The organism is Pseudomonas sp. NFACC42-2, from assembly GCF_900116055.1.
GTDB lineage: Bacteria > Pseudomonadota > Gammaproteobacteria > Pseudomonadales > Pseudomonadaceae > Aquipseudomonas > Aquipseudomonas marginalis.
The window spans coordinates 140,247-161,706 of record NZ_FOZO01000006.1 but is presented as its reverse complement, the minus strand read 5'-3'; the positions used below and the strand labels follow the sequence as shown (position 1 = coordinate 161,706).

Annotated in this window: 14 protein-coding genes and 1 pseudogene; 10 read left to right on the top strand and 5 right to left on the bottom strand. The window is 58.4% G+C overall.

Annotated elements, in window-relative coordinates:
* Both dpdE and BM416_RS14640 read right to left on the bottom strand, forming a co-directional pair.
* Nucleotides 1-3,255, bottom strand: a complete 3,255-nt coding sequence (dpdE, locus tag BM416_RS14645; protein WP_092488521.1) for a protein DpdE — start codon at nt 3,253-3,255, stop codon at nt 1-3.
* 983 nt (nt 3,256-4,238) lie between these two features.
* Nucleotides 4,239-5,372 (bottom strand): MFS transporter, encoded by a 1,134-nt coding sequence (locus BM416_RS14640; RefSeq protein ID WP_256577518.1) that lies wholly within the window; start codon nt 5,370-5,372, stop codon nt 4,239-4,241.
* 806 nt (nt 5,373-6,178) lie between these two features.
* Here BM416_RS14640 and BM416_RS14630 point away from each other — a divergent pair.
* The 6 genes and pseudogenes from BM416_RS14630 to BM416_RS14610 all read left to right on the top strand — a co-directional run bounded on the left by BM416_RS14630 (nt 6,179) and on the right by BM416_RS14610 (nt 12,773).
* On the top strand, nt 6,179-6,430 hold the full coding sequence (locus tag BM416_RS14630; protein WP_092488519.1) for a DUF6124 family protein: 252 nt from the start codon (nt 6,179-6,181) through the stop codon (nt 6,428-6,430).
* Between the two features lie 337 nt (nt 6,431-6,767).
* Complete coding sequence (locus tag BM416_RS14625; protein WP_092488518.1) at nt 6,768-7,700, top strand: chemotaxis protein CheV; 933 nt, start codon at nt 6,768-6,770, stop codon at nt 7,698-7,700.
* A gap of 75 nt (nt 7,701-7,775) precedes the next feature.
* Nucleotides 7,776-8,891 (top strand): cyclic di-GMP phosphodiesterase, encoded by a 1,116-nt coding sequence (locus tag BM416_RS14620; RefSeq protein WP_092488517.1) that lies wholly within the window; start codon nt 7,776-7,778, stop codon nt 8,889-8,891.
* A 132-nt stretch (nt 8,892-9,023) separates the two neighbouring features.
* A pseudogene (locus BM416_RS31200) lies at nt 9,024-10,286 on the top strand (HAMP domain-containing protein); the annotation flags it as partial.
* Nucleotides 10,281-11,186, top strand: a complete 906-nt coding sequence (locus BM416_RS31195) for a methyl-accepting chemotaxis protein (RefSeq protein WP_370737667.1) — start codon at nt 10,281-10,283, stop codon at nt 11,184-11,186. The pseudogene BM416_RS31200 and the gene BM416_RS31195, both read left to right, overlap by 6 nt.
* 147 nt (nt 11,187-11,333) lie before the next feature.
* Nucleotides 11,334-12,773, top strand: a complete 1,440-nt coding sequence (locus tag BM416_RS14610) for an ArnT family glycosyltransferase (protein WP_092488515.1) — start codon at nt 11,334-11,336, stop codon at nt 12,771-12,773.
* Between the two features lie 15 nt (nt 12,774-12,788).
* Here the strand turns inward: BM416_RS14610 and BM416_RS14605 are convergent, their stop codons facing one another.
* Nucleotides 12,789-13,277, bottom strand: coding sequence for a TIGR00645 family protein (locus BM416_RS14605; protein ID WP_003235131.1), 489 nt, complete (start codon nt 13,275-13,277; stop codon nt 12,789-12,791).
* A gap of 164 nt (nt 13,278-13,441) precedes the next feature.
* Here BM416_RS14605 and BM416_RS14600 point away from each other — a divergent pair, with 164 nt between their 5' ends.
* Nucleotides 13,442-15,265 (top strand): hypothetical protein, encoded by a 1,824-nt coding sequence (locus BM416_RS14600; protein WP_092488514.1) that lies wholly within the window; start codon nt 13,442-13,444, stop codon nt 15,263-15,265.
* A gap of 6 nt (nt 15,266-15,271) precedes the next feature.
* Here the strand turns inward: BM416_RS14600 and BM416_RS14595 are convergent, their stop codons facing one another.
* The gene (locus BM416_RS14595) at nt 15,272-15,589 is read right to left on the bottom strand and encodes a PA4575 family protein (protein ID WP_027605329.1); all 318 of its coding nucleotides are present in this window, start codon (nt 15,587-15,589) and stop codon (nt 15,272-15,274) included.
* Between the two features lie 298 nt (nt 15,590-15,887).
* Nucleotides 15,888-18,326, bottom strand: a complete 2,439-nt coding sequence (locus tag BM416_RS14590; RefSeq protein ID WP_065938302.1) for a Lon protease family protein — start codon at nt 18,324-18,326, stop codon at nt 15,888-15,890.
* A 268-nt stretch (nt 18,327-18,594) separates the two neighbouring features.
* Here BM416_RS14590 and BM416_RS14585 point away from each other — a divergent pair, with 268 nt between their 5' ends.
* The 3 genes from BM416_RS14585 (at nt 18,595) to BM416_RS14575 (ending at nt 21,382) form a co-directional block, all read left to right on the top strand.
* The gene (locus BM416_RS14585) at nt 18,595-19,083 is read left to right on the top strand and encodes a DUF3015 domain-containing protein (protein ID WP_027605327.1); all 489 of its coding nucleotides are present in this window, start codon (nt 18,595-18,597) and stop codon (nt 19,081-19,083) included.
* 91 nt (nt 19,084-19,174) lie between these two features.
* Nucleotides 19,175-21,028 (top strand): Lnb N-terminal periplasmic domain-containing protein, encoded by a 1,854-nt coding sequence (locus tag BM416_RS14580; protein WP_092488513.1) that lies wholly within the window; start codon nt 19,175-19,177, stop codon nt 21,026-21,028.
* Between the two features lie 48 nt (nt 21,029-21,076).
* Nucleotides 21,077-21,382 carry a chorismate mutase gene (locus BM416_RS14575; RefSeq protein ID WP_065947671.1) on the top strand — a complete coding sequence of 102 codons (306 nt, stop codon included), beginning with the start codon at nt 21,077-21,079 and terminating at the stop codon, nt 21,380-21,382.
* The last annotated feature ends 78 nt before the right edge of the window (nt 21,383-21,460 follow it).

Below are 21,460 nucleotides of genomic sequence, written 5' to 3'. Positions count from 1 at the left end.
TCATTCGTTAAAGGGCGAAATAGAAGACAAGAAGACTGCGCCTACCACATCTAAGTCGAGACTAGGATTAGCTATGGCTGCCTCTAGCGCCGCATACATTTCTTCAGCCTGGTGCAGTTCGTCTAGTTCTTGTTGTCGGGCCAGTCCTTGCAGGCGACTAGCCCTCGCCTCACCTTGCGCCCGGCGCAATCGACGCTCCTGAGCGCAGGCGTTTAACGCGCTCTGTATATGCTCAATATATGCCGGTGTGCTCCGCACTGCGGTTGTGGCGATGTCCCTCTGACTCCCGCACAGTCCGCTCCAGTTGCGTAACCAGGTCGACTTGATGCTCGCAGGTAACCTGCGCCAGCGGTGAGAATTCAGATTGAAATCACGTCGAGCGCCCTTCAACGCCGGGGAATACCCGCTAGTCAAAAACTCGCTGGGCTCAGTTTCAATCGTTCCATTACCGTGCACCCAAACTCGCATGACTAGAGGAGGCAGCAAGGTGCTGGCCTTACGAGCCAGTGCATGCCGTTTCAGAGGCAATGTTGTCTCGTTCGCCAGGTTGAGTGCCGGACGCACCATAAAGTCAAAACGAAAGTACAAATCGGCCCCACTGGGATCGCTGACTTCGTACTGCCGATTAGCCCGCCAAACCGCAAATGCACGACCGCGATCGTCAGTTTTGCAGAATTGCTCCAGCGAGGCCACAAGAGGGTCGCCGATGCGAAGTAGGCGTAGTCCTTGCGCCAGCCCTCGACGATTGGTGACGGTGTTTCGCTTGAACGCATAGAGGTGACTCAGCGGAAAACGAGCGCTTCCACCGATCGCACTCTGGTCGACTGTCGCCAAAAAATGTTTGAGGAAACCCGCCAGAGGTAACAGAGTTGCTCTCCCGCCGTCGCGATACGCATAACCAATTCGAAACGGAGTATCCGTAGTTTGGCCGCCTAATTCGCTCTCGTTACGCGAGACAAATTGCAGCGAATCTACCGCTAGCGCGTTGAAAGCGGCACGCCATTCCGCCCAATCGCTATCTACATCCTCCAGCGCGTCCATTCCGGGAATTTCCCGGCTAGCCAGAGCATCCAGGCTATCTTGGTGATTCAACTGCCGCACTTCACGCTGAACCCAGCCGCCTGGTCCGCCGAGTTGATCCGCGTGAACTTGGAGGGCTGCAGTGCCCTGCTCGGACCACCCGCATGCCAACGACTCAGAGGTCGACTCGATTAGGTACTGTAGGCTTGCCACCGATTGACGGAAGACCCCCCAACCGCTATCCAGGACTTGAGCCCAAGCAGCTTCGTCGGAATTCGCCTCATCAAGCAAGACATAGGACACGATAGGGTCGCCGGTTCCGTAGCGATCCAATCTCCCCAATCGTTGCTCAATGCGGTTCGGAGATGATGGCAGATCATAATGGACGGCCACCTTGCGCCCGCCATGCAGATTAACGCCCTCCTCAGCACGTGCATCACATACCAGTACACGCACCCGGTCGGGCAAGTTAAGAAACTGCTCCCACTCAAGCGCAGTTACCTCCCCATCTTCGTCCACTTCGACCGGCTCGTGACGGGCGACTCTGTCACCTATCTCGCGAACCAAGGCATCAGCAACCCGATCAGCATCCTGTAGCCGATCGCAAAAGACGACGACCTGGACCGCCGGGTTTTCTAGGAGCATGCGGACCTGACCGCACAACGCAATTACCCGCGCAGGGTCGGAAAGTAGACGTTCAGCCGCATGATCAACACCTCTCGCCTGAGCGAGCAAGTCAGGCTCATCCAGTCCAGCACGCGTCAACGCCTGGAGTAGCGATTGTCCCGAATGGGGGTGAACGGCTGCCTGGAGCAGCGACTGGGAGACATGGGGAAATGATCCGTAGGCTGCCAACGCCAAGCGCAAGGCTTCCAAACGATCGCGCCACGTCGCAGTAGCCTCACCACTAAAGGCAACTGACTGCATCCCAGCTCGTCGAGGCGTGGCCCATGGTACCGATGTACGACGGTTGCGCAGGAGCCTGCGGTGCAGTCGGTAGCTTTCTACCAAGTGGGTCTTGAGATCCTCCAAAGCAGCTAAGAACCGAGCATCTTCCTCGTCAGGAAAAGTATCCAATACGCTTTGCAGGGTACCGACCTTCTCCACTAGCAGAGGATCGTCAGGATAGCTCTCTAGCAATCGTTCTAGGTCGGGGCCAAGACCCCAGACGTTTTCAGGCAATAGCGTCGAAACCACTTCCGCAATGACTTGGCGGGATGCAATGCGCCGCTTGAAGCCGTCAAGGTCATCAAGCGGAAACACTACCGGGTCCAGTAGGTGTAGAACCCGAAGAAACTCCTCCGCGTTGCCCAAGACCGGGGTCGCCGACAGCAGTAACAGCCGCGGCAAGGAAAGTGCGTGGGATCGCAGTAACTCATACAGTTCGCGCTGTTCAGCGGTAGCTTGCTTGGACAGATGGTGAGCCTCATCAACCACCAACATGCCGGCGTTAGCAATCACCTTAGACAATCGCTTCAGGTCGTCATGCGCAATGACATGCAACAAGTCATCCAGTTCAGCCCCGAGACCGAACCGGACTGTCAACTCACGACGCCACTGGTACACCAAGGCAGGTGGGACAATCAGCACCGCCCTTGCAGCAGGATCGTCGATAAAGTACTGCCGCACGATGATCGCCGCCTCGATCGTTTTCCCCAGTCCCACCTCATCTGCCAATAGATACCGCTGAATAGGGTCCGAGAGGACCCGGCGTACGACATCAAACTGGTAATCTACGAGATCGATCGAAGAACAGAGAGCAGCCGAAACACCTGCCACTGCATGATGTTGACTAGCCACAGCACGGACAAAATTTGCCCTCGCATCGGCTAGGAACGGCGTCTCAGTGGCCTCAACTGCCAATAAAGGCAGAGGATCGTTAAGTGGCCAACTCCACCGGACTTGCAACTGTTCGGCCGCGAGGTTCTCCATCTCCCCATTGGGAAACTGCACAAAAATGATCGCACCATCATCCTCAAGCACACGACCGACCTGCCAATGGAGCTCTGCTGTCCGACGATAGACTCGAGTTTGCGCTGGCAATCTCGCCTGGATGATTTGAGAAAATGGCACTTCGACAGGGTCAGGCAGTATGCCCCCCGGTGCATCAAAGTATTGGACTTTCGCAGTACATTGAGACACCCCAAGGAGCTTTCCAATGCCCCACCCCAAATATAGAGGATTGGTAATCTTTACAAAGATGCCTAGCTTAACTGAGGCTCCTCGACTAGCCATCACAGAGACCTCAAAAGCGGGTATGCCTTACTGTCACCGCTTTTGAGTACCCTTCCACCCCAAATAACGCAATCGTCTCTGACGGACAGACGCGCTTGATTAACAACTTGGGTTAGGCTCATCTTTGCATCCTTGCATCCCAGGGTTAATGGGCCAATACCATTTTTCGAGGCCGATCTTACCCTATAAAAGATGCCAATAGGCCATTTGACTGAGCGGAAGTCGGTGGAAGCGGTCTAGTCAACCTGCGAAGTGGCGCGCTCTTGCTGCTGCGCCCTGTATCACTCCGACCAGGACAGCCCAATTGAGTCGTGTTGCTGGCTAACCCACGAAGGCGAGTTACAACCGCCGCTGACTTTCGTATAGCGCACATTCGATCAACGCCACCTATCCTCTCCTCGGCACTACCTGTTTCATCTGGACCAGGGAACGCCCAAGGCCGATTTGCGCGCTTACTGGTACTCCAAATTGGGACAGCCCATCTGACTCGTGGGGTGGCGCTTATTGAGGGTTGCCAAACGGCTAGCTCAGCACAGGTCTCTAATTTGTACTGATGTGTTCGGAGCCTGGGACAAGCAATGGGAGGTAAGCTACTCGGCACCTAACTCCCTACTACGCCGTCAACCCAATACCCGTGGTATTCCAAACGGTATTCCAAGGACACCATCAAATAGAAAATAGACCTTAAAATCAAACCATTACGTACACAGTTCAGATTACCCCGGCCGTCCACGGACGTCTTTTTTTGTGCCTGAAATCCAGTGAAATCAAGGGTTTCTGGGCCATTGAGGGCTTTCGAGGCTTTTAGTGTTCCAGGCGATTGGGTACTCCCAGTGATATTCCAGTCAGGGTCTTAATAGCCCGGATGATCCCTAAGCACACGCCGGTGGCCACTTGCAGGCTGGTGGCCGTTTTGATGAGGCAATCTGCCCGCCTAAGCCTTATCAACGCAGATATTAGCCAAAGAAATCCCCCCTCCTGCTTCACGAGAAGACTGGTTCTGTCCGAGCGCGAACGCCTGCGGCAACCATCAGGACGATGGCGGGCACAATAAGCACGCTGGCCGATAGCAATGCCCCCTTGAATCCGGCCACATTCAACGCACCTCCACCGATAATCACACCCAGCCCGATCGCGCTATTCAGTACAGCGGTATGGATTGCCGTGGCCGGTACCGTGTGATCACCGGCAATCCTCAAGACCCAGGTCTGCAGGCCAGTAAACAAAGCGGAAATGGCCACCCCCCAGATCACCAGCAAGATAACCACCGGCGCGATGCCCAGAAGAGGACCGTAAATGCCCAGGGTCACCAAGGCCAATGCCATCGCAATCAACGCTATCAGAATGAAAGCGCTCAAGTAGCGATCAATAAAGAGCGCACTAAGCAGATTGCCGAGGAAACCTGCGGCCCCGAAGGCGAACAGCAAGACAGCAATCAAGTACGCCGTAATCCCAGGTACCTGGCCAATAAACGGTTCGACGAAAGTGTAGGCACCAAAATGCGCAGCCGCTGTCAGGCCGGTAATGACGTAAGTGATCAACAGATCCTTACGCCGCAGCACCGCTGCGAACCCGCCCCCCCTGGCAAGCGAATGAATCTGCATGCGGGGAAGCACCAGTGCTATCGCACCGGCGCTGGCAACACACATCAAGGCCAGGCACACAAAGGCCGTGCGCCAGCCATCGTATTGGCCCACCAGATTGATCAACGGAACGCCCATGACCGTGGCGATCGTTATGCCGCCCAACACGATCGAGGTGGCTAGCCCCATGCGATGCAGCGGCACAATATGCGCGGCAGTGGCAGCCACGATTGCCCAGAACACACCATGGGCCAATGCGCCGACGGCGCGGGCGCCGAGCAACGTCGAAAATTCGGGGGATAACGCCGCCAGGCCGTTGGATACGGCCAGTATCAGCATCAACGCGATCAGCAGCGTCTTGCGCGGAATCCAGCGGTTCAGCCAGTTGGATAACAAGCCGCTGGCAGCGCCGATCCATGCGTACAACGTCACCGTCAGCCCGACGGTAGACGGGGGTTGACCCAGGTCGGATGATATCTGCGACAACAAACCAATGGGGGCGAACTCGGACGTCACCATCGTGAACGAGGCCATACACAGCACACTGACTGCACACCCTATCCGCAAGGCTGAGCTGACCATCGGTAATGTCCATCCCTGTTCACTGCTGAGTCATGGTGAAGCCACTCGCGTTGCCGGCGCTGCGCGGGTGGGTTCGACACCTTCTACGTTAGATATCCACGGACACATCATACTCGGCGAGCCGAAGGCCGAAACATCGTCCAGATACGTTGAAGGTTAACCGACTGGCGACAGCGTTCGCGAGCGTCGCCAAACCGCCTGCTTGCCTGTGCTTCTCAAGCCAAAGCCGGGTTTATCTCCAGTGAGGGACGCACTCCAATCAGGTTCGTCTTCCAATCATTATGCCGGGTCACAAAACCCCAGGGCATGTGAACTTCAATGCACGCCCGCCTTATCAGTTACGACGTGCGCTGCATGACAACCGGCGTTGCAGTAGAAAGACAGCACTCAAGTTAGGCGAACTCGGAAGTCGTCACTTTCAACTCGGGGCTGGCGGCACCGCAGGACGGGCCTTCGGAATTTTCCTGCAAGATGTCGCGCGCTTGATGAACTGGCGCGCACCGCGCCACAACGCTAACTTCCTCCGGTCGCTGCTCATCAGCGACCGGCTTTGACAGGCCGAAAAGTGTAACCTTTCACACCCCTTGATAAGACGGCATGCTTTACGCGTTCCGCTTCGTTCATGGCGGCTGTGCGTGGGGCATCTTCGGGTGCGCCGGGTTCCTACACTTCCGGTCTGTCAACCCGCGTACAGCTGCCACCCAATCCTGTTTGACAGCAGGGGGCGGTAGCTCCTTAAACAGTGTGGGAGCTTCATCATGAAAAAAATCACCCCCAATCCCCCTTCAACCGCCCTCTTCACCCTCGCCCAGGACATCTCCCCCGAAACCCTGCTGATCCAGGCCAGCGAAACCCTCGCCTCACTCAACGCCATGACCACCGACCTGGCCTTCGAACTCGAAGGCGCCAACCGTCACAAGCTACTGGGCGCCCAACAATTGATCGTGCTGGGTGAACTGTTGGTCGAGCGAGCGCTGGTACTCACCCAAGACGCGCAAACATTCCAGTAACCAAAAAGGCCGAGGCGCATTCCGCGTCTCGGCCTTTTGATGGCATCGAAGTATTTCTTGTCGAGCAGGTCGTTGACGTTCTGCGAGGCCGACCGTGTCGAGTGCTTCAAGCCCCCGCAAACGGGTTTACAATCTTAATCATTATCAACACTCAAACCAGCAAGTTAGCCAACTAACTAATTTCAAACATCCGCCTGAATAGCTAATCATCCGCGTCGCTATTGCTTTAACGATAAACCTCTCGATAATTTTTATTTCACATATATTTTACATTCCCCTACATATGCTAATGTCATTAAGACATCAACGCTGTTCCAACCAGAATCAAGGGGTGTGTATGGCAGGTGTAATGGCATCCGTTAACAGCCGTACACAACTGGTCGGTCAGAACAGGCTGGAATTATTGCTATTCCGCTTCAACGATCAACAGCTGTACGGAATCAACGTCTTTAAAGTCCGAGAAGTTATCCGCTGCCCCAAGTTATCTCTACTACCAAAGTCTAATAACAATATTTGTGGCGTTGCCAATATACGCGGCGCTTGTATCCCTATTCTAGACCTCGCGATGGCAACAGGGCTGCCCGGGATCACGGATAAAGAAAGCGCCTTTATTATACTTACGGAGTACAACAACCGTGTTCAGGGCTTTCTGGTGTATGCGGTTGAACACATCGTCAATTTGAACTGGGAAGATATCCATCCGCCCCCCAAGGGCAGCGGCGACAACAATTACCTGACAGCCGTTACCCGTGCCGATGATCGTCTGGTCGAAATCATCGACGTGGAAAAGGTGCTGACGGAAATCTCGCCCTCCTCCGAGGAAATATCGGTCGGCGTGGTGGATGACGCCGTCACCCAACAGGCCAGGCATCTGCGTGTGCTGACCGTGGACGACTCGATGGTGGCGCGTAAACAGGTGACCCGCTGCCTGGAGACGGTAGGCGTCGAGGTGGTCGCCTTGAACGATGGGCGCCAGGCGCTGGATTACCTTCGGGCCATGCTCGAGGAGGGGCGCAACCCGCACGAGGAGTTCCTGATGATGATTTCGGACATCGAAATGCCGGAAATGGACGGTTATACCCTGACCGCCGAAATCCGCGGCGACCCGCGCATGGCCAAGTTGCATATCGTGCTGCACACCTCCCTGTCGGGCGGTTTCAACCAGGCCATGGTCAAGAAAGTCGGGGCCGATGACTTCCTGGCGAAGTTTCGCCCGGATGACCTGGCAGGCCGCGTAGTCGCGCGTATCAAGGCCGCGAGCCCGATCTGAAAAGCAAGACAACACTGCTCAAGCCAGGGAGGCTGATGAGACACGTATAAGAAGAACATCAACAGAGGGCATACCATGTTGAAGTGCAATGAACTCAATCTGCAGGCGCCTGACGGCGAGGCAAAGCCCTTCTGGCGGGACGGTGCACCCTCAGAGGGGCCGTGCGCCCTGGGCTGCGGCGCTCCGCCAACCACCCAGCCCCCAACAGCTGCTCCGGTCATCACCGTCATCCCCACCTCCATGCAGGACGAGTTGGTCGCCGCACAGGAAATCTGTAGCCGCGCCAAGACCGCCGTTGTCGAAATGTTCGGCCATGCCCGCATGGGCCGGGCCCTGGAGCTTGAAGACGTCAGTGCACTGGTGGACGACATTTCGAGCTCGATCGCCCGCCATCCCAACGCCTTTATCAGCCTGGCACGCCTTAAATGCATCGACGACTACACCTACATGCATTCGGTCGCCGTGTGTGCGTTGATGATTGCTCTGGGCAATCAATTGGGCCTGTCCTCCGCACGGATTCGTCGGGTCGGGATGGCCGGGTTGCTGCACGACATCGGCAAAATGGCCATACCAGGTGCCATCCTCAACAAGCCTGGCCGGTTGAGCAGTGACGAATTGCAGTTGGTGCGCACCCATCCACTGGAGGGGGAGAAAACCCTGCTGGCGGCCTCGCAGATGTGCGAAATGGTCGTGGATGTGTGCCTGCATCACCACGAAAAGTTCGACGGTACCGGCTACCCCCATCAGTTGGCGGGTGACCAGATCAGCCTGGTGGCCCGGATGGCGGCGGTATGCGATGTCTACGATGCAATCACCTCGGACCGTTCCTACAACCAGGGCTGGGACCCCGCCGTCGCCATCCAGCAAATGTCCACATGGGACGGACACTTTGATGATGAGGTATTTCGTGCGTTTTTGAAGTCCGTGGGTATTTACCCGATCGGTTCTATCGTTCAATTGAAAAGTGGCAGTATCGGCGTAGTCATAGAACAACATCCTGATTCTTTATTGACGCCAAAAATAAAAGTGTTTTTCCTGCCCGTTCTGAATATCCATGTAACGCCGAAAATAATAGACCTGAGTGATCCCGCACAACCCGACCGGATTGTCGCGAGGGTGCCGCACCAGCGTTACGGCTTTAAAAACACCGACCGTTTATGGCTCGATGAAGAGACGCCCAAAGAGCATTAAGCAACACCCAGCGCTGTACCGCATGTATATGCCTAAGCAGCCAATGATAAAACACTATGCCTTGTGCAAAGAAAGTACCGAAATGTCGACATTCGATGATGTTGGCGACTATTAGCATGGGCAGGAAATATCATGAAATTCAACTCACTGCAGACTCGAATTTGCTTCACCGCCGGACTCTGCCTGTTTATCTCCTGTGCGAGCCTGGTGCTGTATGGCCTGTATTCCTCGAACGCCAACCAGGCCTATGTAGGTGCTGAAGTTTCAACCCTGATTGAAAGCGCCACTATCCGCGAAGTGCAAAACCTGGCTGAGTCGCGTGCCAATGCCATCCAGGCAAAACTGCAGAACGCCTTGGACTCGGCACGCACAATGGCCAATACCGTGGGAGCGAGTAAAAGTGCCCAGAGCCCGCTGAGCCTGGGCCGCGAGCAGATCAATACGATGCTGCTCAGCGTGCTCAAGGACAACCCCGACTTCAACGGCACGTATTCATGCTGGGAGCCGGACGCGCTGGACGGCCAGGACCAAGCCTTTCGTATCAATGAAGGCGGTAACAACCCGTTGACGGGCCGCTTCACACCTTACTGGACACGCAGTTCAGACGGCCATATCGCCGTGCAACCGCTGGTTGAGTACGATTCCGATGCCCGCCACCCCAATGGTGTGCTGAAGGGCGGCTGGTATTCCGGCCCGCGGGACACCCAGAAAGAAAGCGTGCTGGACCCACTTCCCTACGTGGTGCAAGGCAAAAATGTGTGGTTGACCACGCTGTCGGTACCTATCACCGCCAATGGCAAGTTCTACGGCGTGGTCGGTGCAGACTTCGACATTTCGTTTATCCAGAAACTCAGCGAGCAAATGTCCGCCGACCTGTATGGCGGCAAAGGCTCGGTGTCGATCCTGAGCAATCAAGGGTTGGTGGTGGCCGACAGTAAACGCCCGGAACTCATTGGCCAGTCATTGAAAGCGTTGTTGCCCGGCTCTTGGGAGAACGTGTTGAGCAATGTACAGAAGGGTCAGGGAGACAGCCGGTTCAACCCGGATTCCCAGGAAATCGAAGTGCAGATGCCGATCAACCTGGGCCGCACCGGCAAGCCCTGGGCGATCGTGATCCATCTGCCCAAGGCGGTGGTCATGAGCCAGGCCATTGCCCTGGAGCAGGAACTGCAGTCGCGCGGCGTCAAGAGCAGCATCTGGCAGGTCTCGGTCGGCGTGGGTATCTCCTTGCTGGCATTGCTGGCGCTGTGGTTGGCCACGGCGAAAATCGTCGGTCCGATTCGTGAAGCCGCGGCCCTGGCCGCCAACATCAGCCTGGGGGATTTCTCGCGCCGGCTGGTGCAAAAATCTGAAGATGAAGTGGGCCAGTTGTCCTTTGCCTTGAACGATATGTCGGAAAGCCTGCAACGCCAGGTGCGCGTGGCCGAGCGAATTTCCGAAGGGGACCTGGATCTGGAAGTGCGCCTGTCCTCGCCCAATGACACCCTGGGCAAGTCGTTGGAAAAAATGGTCGGCAACCTGAACACCTTGATTTCCCAGGTGCAGGCCAGCGCCACGCAAATCACCGGCAGTTCCGCGCAGGTCACCGAGTTGAGCCAGTCGCTGTCCGACGGCGCGTCCAACTCTGCCTCGTCCATCACTGAAATCAGTGCGGTGATGACCCAGATGGCAGCGCAAACCACCGACAACGCCGCCAATGCAAAGAAGGCCGACGAGCAATCCCAGGCTTCCCGCGCCGACGCCGGGGAAAGTGACAAGTTGATGAGTGAATTGATCGCCGCCATGGCGGAAATCGACAACTCGGGCAAAGACATCACGGCCATTATCACCACCATCGACAACATCGCCGCTCAAACCAATCTGCTGGCGCTGAACGCAGCCATCGAAGCGGCACGTGCCGGCGAACTGGGCCGTGGCTTTGCGGTGGTCGCCGATGAGGTCAGGAGCCTCGCCGCCCGCAGCGCCGAAGCCGCCCAGCAAACCGCCGCGCTGATTGCAGATTCCTCGACCAAGACCCAGCGCGGCATGATCATCGCAGGCCGCACAGCCGACTCGTTGAGAAATATCGTCACCGGCACCAGCACGGTGTCCAGCCTGGTGTCGTTGATCTACCAAGCCTCCAGTGAACAGGCTTCCGGCCTGCAGCAGGCGAGCATCGGCCTGGAGCAGATCGACGAAGTCACCCAGCAGAATCAGGTCAATTCCCAGCAATGTGCGGTGGCGGCCAAGAACCTGTCGGAACGGGCCAGCTCCATGCAACAGGGCCTGAGCCGGTTCAAAGTCAAAGCCTCGTAATGTCTACCGCGAAGCCAGGGGAACGTTCCCCCTGGCCCAGCCCCTTAAATCCCTTCTTTGTTCATCAAATATTAAGAATCGCCCCCCTATACTCGCCGATTGCGGGCCGTTCCCCCGAGCGGTCCCCTGCCCCGGTAGCCAGACTCCATGACGCGCCCCGCTCCCCTGCTGCTCCTGCTTGCTGCTCTATTGTTCTTCTTTGCCCTGGGTAACCACGAACTGCAAGGCTCCACCGAGGCCCGCGTCGCGGGGATCGCCATGGCCATGCACCTGGACAATGACTGGGTCGTGCCGCAACTGTTTCGTGAACCTTTCCTGGAAAAACCGCCCCTGAGCCTGTGGCTGGACGCCGGAGCGATTCGCCTGTTCGGTGGCACGCCTGGGGCGGTCCGCCTGGCCTCGGCATTTGCCGGTCTGTTCAGCGTGATGCTGTTCTATGGAATGCTGCGCCGGTTCGGGCGCCCGAAAACATTGGCCTTCAGTGCGGCGCTGATCCTGGCGACCATGGCCAGCTACTGGAGCAATGTGCGCGGCGTGGGGGAAGACTCACTGCTCAGCCTCGGCGTGACCACCGCGCTGCTGGCGTTCTACCAGGCGATGCGGCCTGAGTCCGAGCGCCAAGGCTCGACGACCTGGGCCTGGGCGCTGTTTACCGCCGGCATGGTGATCGCCACCTTGAGCAAAGGCGTACTGGGCCTGGCGATGCCGGGCATCGTGATCTTTGTGTACCTGGCCAGCACCAGCCTGATGGACAAGCGCCTGCGCCTCGCCGATTGGCTCAAGCCGGCGCTGTTCACCCTGTTGGCATTGGTGCCGCTGATGATCTGGTTGTGCTTCCTGTTCCAGCGCGGCGGGATGCAGGCCGTGGGCGAAGTACTGTGGACCAACAGCGTCGGGCGCTTCAGCGGCTCGTTCGTGGAGGCCGGGCATTACGAACCGTTCTACTACTACATCGCCAAGCTGCCCGAGGCCTTCCTGCCGTGGAACATCCTGGTGTACCTGGGCCTGTGGCACTTCCGCAGAAGCCTGGTGCGTAACCGCTACCGCCTGTTTTTCAGCGTATGGCTGGTGGCGCAATTCACCCTGCTGACGCTGGCCTCAAGCAAGCGCACGGTTTACTTGATGGCCCTGACACCGGCCGCCGCTGTACTGGCTGCTGAATATGTGCGGGTGCTGCTGGAATGGCTCAAGACCCACAAGCCGGGGTTGTATAAACACCACACCAGGCTGGTGGGCGGCGTGTTCACCCTGGCCGTCGCCTGCTACCTGATAGCCGCCTTCTGGTTCGCGCCCAAAGCCGACGTGCGCCAGTCGTTCGTGCCGTTGATCAGTCAGATCCAGGCACTGCAAGCCGAAGGCAAGGAGGTGGTGTTGTTTCAGCCCAATGAGCGGATTGCCGGCGCCAGCGTGTTCTACACTCAGGCCTACCTGCCGATCCTGCAGACCGAAGCCGAGCTTCAGCGCTTTTTGACCGCCAAGCCCGGCAACGTCGCGCTGCTGGACCATACCAACGACTTGACCACCAAGGTCACGGTGATCAAGGAGATGGCCATCAACCGCCAGCCCTACTACTTCATCGAGCAGTAAGGCCAGCGCGGGGCATCAGTGTTTGGTGAGCTTGTCCAGGTAACCCATGGCGAACGCCGAGATCACGAAGGTCATGTGAATGATCACGTACCACATCAGGTGTTGCGGATCGACGTTCTTGGCGTCCATGAAGATGCGCAGCAAGTGGATGGAGGAAATCGCCACGATGGAGGCCGCCACTTTCATCTTCAGCGACGAAGAGTCCATGGTGCCCAGCCAGTTGAGCTTTTCCTTGTTTTCATCGATGTCCAGCTGCGAGACGAAGTTCTCGTAGCCGGAAATCATCACCATCACCAGCAAGCCGCCGACCAGGGCCATGTCGATCAACGACAGCAGCACCAGGATCAGCTCGGACTCGGCCATCGAGAACACGCTCGGCAGCAGGTGAATCACTTCCTGGAAGAATTTCAGCGCCAGCGCCAGCAACCCGAGGGACAGGCCGAAATAGATAGGCGCCAGCAGCCAGCGCGAGGCGTACATAGCATTTTCGATAAAGCGTTCCATTGGATCTCACACAGCATGGCTAGAAATGGCGGCGAGTATACCAGCCGCTATAAGACACCTGTAACCACGAGAAAACTGACCTGGGCGGCATCTGTAAGAGAATTTTTCTGCTAGTGTCGAGCCCAATAACTCGGCTCGATGACGTCGGACAGGAAAAAACTCAGATGATGGATGTGCGATCCCCTTTGGCCAGCGTTGGCCTGTGCGCCGCCTTGTTGCTGGCCGGCGGCTGTTCCCCAAGCGATGAGCAGAAACAGGCCACCCTCGAAGAGAAAACCGCGAAGTTCGAGCAGTCCCTCGACAGCATCCAGGATCCGAAACTGCGCGACGCCATTGCCGACCTCGGCGGCTCGCTGCTGCTGCTGGAACGGGCGCGGGTCAAGCTCGCCACCAAGCCCATCGAGGCCGAATACGGCGAGGACAGCCTCGCGCTGCTCAAGCACTACCCCACGCCGCAAGGGCTGGTGGACACCTACATCAATGGCTTGTTCGTACTGCGCAAAGCCTCACATTCCGACTACCTGACCGATCTGCAGCCGGTCTTCCCGTTCAACTTCAATGTGCCGGACCAGTTCCCCTTCCCCCACGGCCTGGAATGGCAGTCCGTCACCTTGAGCAACAACAAGGTCGTGCCGTTCCAGCCGGAATGGTCGGAAACCGATCCCGGTATCCAGTTGAGCCCCAGCAGCTCCAACCTGACCAACCCGGATGACCTGACGGTCACCTACCCGTTCATCGATGGCATCGAGACGGAAAACAAAAGCCAGCCGCAACCCGTTCGCCTCAAAGGCGCAGTGGAAGTGATCGCACCGGGCAAAGTGCTGACCTTCGACTTGTCGAAAAAGGACGTGGGCCACAAACGCACCGAAGGCAATATCACCGTCAACCTGCTGCTCCTGGAAAAGAACTACGCCGAAATCGAACTGACCAACAGCCAACCACTGGCACCCGAAGTGGGTGACGAATCGCCCAACCCCTTGCTGGTACAGGCGCGGGACAGCACCGGGCAATTCCTCACACGCTCGGGTTCGATCAACGAAAGCAGCGCGCAAGTCGAGTTCTACCAGAAGCAATTGGCCGAGATGCAAAAGCAGAAGGCCTGGTCCGATGGGTTTGAAAAGCAACTGCTCGATGAGCAGAAAGCCTTCGAACACAAGCAGGGCAGCCATTACGCCAAGGTCTATTTCAATGGCCTGATCGACACCCTGCAGATCAATGTGCTGGACTTCTCCACGGCCACGGTCACCCGCAAGGACCTCGACCTGCCGGTCCTGCGCTTCGACAAGAACAGCCTGGAAAAGACCGTACAAGCCTTGCCCATGCCGGTTACCGTGTACGACGACGGCGCCGCCAGCTGGCTCAAGGACGCCTCGTTGACCGAGGAACAACTGAAGAACAGCGTCACTATCAGCCAGTCCGTCGAAGACGCCAGCGCCGCCCATATCGTGTTCGACCACCCATTCACCTTCAATGACGACCTGGTGGGCAGCGAGCGCAACAGCAGCGAATCACCGGTGACGTTCTTCACTGCCGACGAGAAAGGTGAACGCGGCGAGCCCATCGAATTGCCGACCGAGGCGTATGAATTGAACCCGGCCCGCGGCACCCTCACCTACGACCTCAACCTGTTCCCGGAAAACCCGGCGTTTGTGGTGGGTTCGATCCCGCTGTTCCTGGCGACTATCGAGAAAGGCGACATCGATGCGGCCAAGCTGCCCAAGGGGTTGTCGCTCAAAGACAACGCATTGATCGTCGACCAAAAGGAGTTCCCCGCCGACAGCTGGCGCTTCTATGCCAAGGACGCCAGCGGCAACTACCTCAAGGAAATCCTCGGCGTCAGCCATCGCGCCGAGGAATACGGCACGGCCTTGTTTGACGTGCATTACTTCTACGGCCAGCCGACCGCACTGGAAAGCTACCAGCGCACCGACCTGAGTACCGTGCAATACGGCTTTGAGGTCAAGCTGGACAAACCCGAGAGCAAATAACCGCGCCTACAGCGCCAGTTGCTCATGGCTGCCATTGAGCTGCCGCAAATGGGCCTGCATGTGCAGGCACCAGATCTGCGGGTCACCCGCCAGCTCATAGCCGTGCAGGGTCAGGCTGTCGACGATCGATTGCAGCATGCTTTCTGCCACGAAGGGCCCATGAAACGGGCCCTGGGACTTGATTGTGGAAGGCTGCTCACCCGTCATTCCGGCGGCGAACAACAAGGTCCACATCCCATTATCCCCCGCGAGCGGGCGAACGGAACATTCGATTCGGGTAACCAGGCCGAAGCACTGGCGGGTAAGGCAAAGGTTGCGCGGCATGGCGGCGACCCTCGGTAGATCGGTGTTCAGCCTCAACCTATGGCGAGGCTGTTTCTATCCAGCGACTCCTGTGGATATCCCTACGCTCAGAATAGAATAAAAACACGACAAACCAAGGCTGTAGGGACCAACGGGCGTTGGCCCCTCGGAAGAACGTCAATTTAGTGACGCAACCAGATCCAAATGTGGGAGGGGGCTTGCTCCCGATGCAGTGTGTCAGTCGACATCTACATGACTGACCTATCGCAATCGGGAGCAAGCCCCCTCCCACAGGTTTGATCCGGCCTGGCCTCAGAACTCAGGTGGGCTTGGCTTCGGCCAGCGCCTGCTGCGCCAACTCCTTCTCGGCTTCCTTCAGGTCTTCCTCGCTGATCATCTCGGCAATCGCGCGCAAGCGCTCGACCACGCGGGCATTGACCGTGCCTTCCGGGAACTGCCCCTCGGCGTCCGGCTCACCGGCATCCTCGCCCACCAGAAGGCTCAATGCCTCGTCGGCCTGACGCACCGCGTAGATGTGGAATTGCCCGGCGCGCACGGCCTGCAACACCTTTTCATCCAGCATCAACGTGGCCACGTTCGCCTGGGGAATGATCGCCCCTTGCTCGCCGGTCAAACCGCGGGCTTCGCACAGGCGGAAGAAGCCTTCGATCTTCTCGTTGACCCCGCCCACGGCCTGCACTTCACCAAACTGGTTGATCGAACCGGTGATCGCAAAGCACTGCTTGAGCGGCGTCTTCGACAAGGCCGAGATCAAGGTACAGGCCTCGCCCAGGGACGCGCTGTCACCGTCCACGTAACCGTAGGACTGTTCCAGCGCGATACTCGCCGAGATCGCCAGCGGAAATTCCTGGGCATAGCGGCTGCCCAGGTAACCGGTGAGGATCATCACGCCTTTGGAGTGAATCGGCTGCCCGAGGTTAACTTCACGCTCGATGTCGACGATTCCGCTGCCGCCCGGGTACACCGTGGCGGAAATCCGCGCCGGCACACCGAACGCCGAGTCGCCGACCTCCAGCACCGTCAGCCCGTTGCACTTGCCGACCGCTGCGCCGGCGGTGTCGATCAGGATCACCCCGGCGAGCATATCGTCGAGAATCCGCGCCGACACACGCCCGGTGCGCGTGGCCTTGGCCTTCAGCGCGCGCTCGATATGGCCGGCATCGGTCATCTCATCGCCCGCCAGGTGCCGGATAAAGTCCGCTTCGCTGACCAGCTGGAACAAATCCCCAATACGTGCCGACAAACGGCCCTGGTGCTCCGCCAGCCGTGCGCTGTAGGTGGCCAGCCGCGCGACCGCGTCAGAAGTCAGCGGCGCCATGCCTTCTTCCGAAGTGCGGGTCTTGAGCAACTGGGCGAACTGCTCCAGGCTCTCGTCCACCATCGGGATGTCTTCGTCGAAATCCACCAGCACCCGGAACATCTCCTGGAAGTCCGGATCGGCGTCCTGCAGCGCGTAATACAACTGGCGCGAACCGATGATGATGACCTTGACCTGCAATGGGATCATCTGCGGGTTAAGGGTCACGGTGGCCAGGCGGCCCAGTTCGCCCAGGGGCGATTCCATCTTCAGCTTGCGCGACTGCAGGGAACGCTTGAGGGCGTCCCACACAAACGGCTCGCTGAGCATCTTCTCGGCTTCAAGAATCAGAAAACCGCCGTTGGCACGGTGCAACGCACCCGGGCGTAACTGCCGATAGGTGGTGTACAGCGCGCCCTGGTCGGTGCTGTATTCGATACGGCCGAACAGGTTGTCGTAGGTCGGGTGCGGTTCAAACACCACCGGCGCGCCACCGTTGACCGCATGGCCCACCACCAGGCTCGGGCAGTATTGCTCTTCGAGCAGCTTGCGGGCCTGGGCGTCGGTCTTGGCGTCGTCCACCAGTTGCTCGACCACGGTTTTCAGCAGGTACACCTGCATGGCCTGCAGGTAACCGCAGACACCGGCGTTCTCCGCGTACTTTTCCGACAGCGGTGCGAGCAAAGGCTGCAGGGCCAGGGTGATGGTTTCTTCGTTGAACTGACGCAGTTGGTTATTGGACTCGCGCTTCCACTGGGGCAGGCTGGCCAATTCCTCGTTGAGGCGTTCTTCCAGCTCGGAAATATCCGTGTGGAAACGCTCGCGATCCACTTCCGGCAGCTGGGAGAACTCGGCCTCATCCAGGGCCTTACCGTCGAGCATCGGGGTGAAGGCAATGTTGGAACTGTCGCGGTACAGCGCCACGTCCTTTTCCAGGGCCAGGCGCTCGATCACGTCCAGGGCCTTGTCATAGCGCTGGTTGAAGGCGCGGTCGATGGCACTCTTGCGCTGTTGATAAGTCGGGTGTTCGAACACCGCCGGGAAGGTCGCGACGAGGTTGTCGACCAGGCCATTGATATCGGCAATGAACGCTGCCGCACCGCCGCCTGGCAATTCCAGGGCGCGGGGTTCGCGAGGCTCGTCAAAATTGTTCACATAGACCCAATCCGCCGGGGTCTGCAGGCGCTTGCCCTCGGCTTTCAGGTAGCGTTTGACGAACGAAAAGCGGCCGGTACCCGGCTCGCCCATGACAAATACGTTGTAACCGGGGCGTGGCATGGCCACACCGAACTGCAACGCTTCAACCGCACGTTCCTGGCCAAGCACACCGCGAAAGGGCTCCAAATCATTGGTGGTCGAGAAGCTGAACTGTTCAGCGGAGAAAGGGCGAGTCAGCGCTTCGGGCGCTAGACGCAAGCTGGCAGCAACAGGATCAGGCATCGGGCTTCCTTACATCAGGCGGGGCAGATGACGGCATTCTGGCTCCCTGTTGCGCGCTCTGGCAAGGCGCGCCGTTGGGAAACCCTGGACACGGGAGGCGCCCTGCAAAAAAAATCGCGACATTGCTGATTGTTTTATAAAAACACACGGAACCCTTGGAACGTGCCTAAACTCCAAACTGCGCGGGTTGGACTAATAACCGATCCCTAGGGCGCTATGAAGTGCCTGAACCCTTGTCCATTGGTTTGCACACAAAGAGAACAAAGCTATGAAACGGATCCTTCTCGGTACTCTCTTCACCGTCGTCTCCCTCAATGCAATGGCTGAAGCACCAGGTGGCCCGAACTGCGGTTGGGGCAACATGTTGTTCGAAGGCCAGCGCGGTACTCCAGCTCACTTCCTGGCTTCCACCACCAACGGTACTTCGGGTAACGCCACCTTCGGCATGACCTCGGGCACCAACGGTTGCAGCACCAACAGCGCGCTGACCTACGGCGGCAAGTCCTGGATTGCCATGAATGGCATGATGAACGAGCTGTCCGAAGACATGGCCAAGGGTAATGGCGAAGCACTGACCACCTACGCCGTGGTACTGGGCGTTGCCCCGGAAGATCGCGAGCACTTCGCTGCCGTGGCTCACGAACACTTCCAGCAAATCTTCAGCAAGGCCGATGTGACCGCTGAAGACGTGCACAACAACACCCTGGCTGTACTGAAAGGCGATGCCCGTCTGGCGAAATACGCTACCCAGGCTTAAGCTCGTCCTGCCCGCGCCTACCCAGGCGCGGGTTTTATTTTTGGACCCGCCTCTCCTTGGGTCTCTCTAATTTCCGACTTAAGTTGCCCCTATGCTCAAACGCTTTGCCTGGATGGCACTCTTTGCCTGCGCCCCGCTGTACGCGGCACCGCATCTTGATGATCAACGTTTGCAGCAACTGGCCAATGATCCGTTCTGGCTTTCTCTGGGCCATTACGAAGCCGGCAAAGTCAGTGGCTGGCGCAGCTATGTCAGTGAAAAGAAATTCTTTCTCGCCGCCGATGGCGCCCACCACCCGGATGCAGAACTCAAGGCCACCGTTGAAGCGCTTTACGCTCCGGCCAGCCTGGGTGAAAAACACGCTCAATGCGTTTACCCCGCACGTACCCGCTGGCTCAAGGATCAGTTGCACCTCACTGACCTGCCCGCCGTGGACTGCAAGGAATTCAAGCAATGGTTCAAGGACGTCGCGCCCCACAGCGCGGTGATGATCTTCCCAGCGGCCTACCTCAACAGTCCGTCGTCGATGTTCGGCCATACCCTGTTGCGTATCGACCAGGCCGACGTGCAGAGCAACAAGACTGCGCTGCTCAGCTACGCGATCAACTTCGGCGCCTATATCGAAGGCTCGGACAACAGCATCCTGTACGCCTGGAAAGGCCTGATGGGCGGCTACCCCGGCCTGTTCGCCCTGGTGCCCTACCAGGAAAAACTCTCCGAATACCGTAGCCTCGAAAACCGCGACCTGTGGGAATACCGCCTCAACCTCACCCAGGTCGAGACCGAGCGCATGGTCGAGCACGTGTGGGAACTCAAGCAGATCCAGTTCGACTACTTTTTCTTCGATGAAAACTGCTCCTATCGCCTGCTGGAGCTGCTGCAAGTGGCGCGCCCCGGCCTGCGCCTGACCGAGCAATTCCCGCTCACCGCCATCCCCACCGACACGGTCAAGGCCGTGAAGGACGCGGGCCTGGTGGAAAAGATCGACTACCGCCCCTCCCGCGAGCGCGAGTTGCTGGAGCGTGCCAAGCCGCTGAACAGCGACGAGCAACAATGGGTACTGAAGGTCAGCGACGACCAGCAGCAATTGCAGGCGCCAGCCTTCAAAGCATTGCCTCGCGACCGCCAGGCCCTGATCATCGACGCCGCCTACCGCCTGGGCCGCTACCGTGCCAATGGCCTCGAGCGCGACACCGCGCGCTCCCAACGCAGCTTCGAACTGCTGCGCGCGATCAACCAGAACCCCGCGCCCGACCTGACGATCACGCCCCCCGGCCTGCCCGAAAACGGCCATGAATCGCGCACCTGGCAAGCCGGCATCGGCACCCGTGGCGACAAGGCCTTCGGCGAATACGGCCTGCGCATGGCCTATCACGACCTCAACGACAACGCCGAAGGCTTCCCCCTCGGCGCCCAGATCGAAATCCTGCAGATGAAACTGCGCCAGTACGAAGGCAACCACTGGCAACTGCAGCAACTGGACCTGGCCACCATCCGCTCCCTGACCCCGCGCAACGCCTTGCTGCAGCCGTGGTCCTGGCAAGTCACCGGTGGCCTGGAGCGGGTGCCCGGCAAACACGACGACGAAACCCTGGTCGCCCACGTCAACGGCGGCGCTGGCGGCACCTGGCAACTGCGCGACGACATGCTCGGCTTCGCCCTCGGCACCGTGCGTGTGGAACATAACAACGACTTCAACGAAGCCATCTCCCCCGCGGCCGGGTTCAATACCGGCGTGCTATGGAAAAACCCCCTGGGCAATTTGAGCCTGGAAGCAAAAGGGGATTTCTTCACCAATGGCGAGGTACGCCGTAGCCTCAGCCTGAACCAGCAGTGGGAACTGTCCCGTAACCTGGGCCTGCGCCTGAGTGCCCAGCGCGAGTACAGCCACTTGTCGACGCCGGTGAATGAAGTGATGCTTGAGGTGAAGTGGTATCACTACTGACTAACACCTTTTGTCAGCATTGCCCGCACCATCAGGAGTTCATTCGACATGGCCGTTACCTGCACCACCCTTGAAGAAGTTCGAAACAACATCGACCGCCTCGACCAGCAAATCGTCACCCTGCTGGCCGAACGCGGCCGCTACGTCTCCCAGGCGGCACGCTTCAAAAAAGACACCGATGGCGTCAAGGCCCCGCAGCGGGTCGAGCAGGTGATCGCCAAGGTGCGGGATCTGGCGCAGACCGTGGGCGCCAACCCCGAGGTGACCGAGCAGGTCTATCGCGCAATGATCGCGGCGTTTATCCAGCAGGAATTGGCGGAACATGCGGCTCTGGCGACCAACCAGGCGACATAGGCCCTCGTGGTGAGGGCGCCAACGCCTTCGGCGCCCACCGCTCGATCTCATCGTGCTCCACACCTTTCTCACACCCCT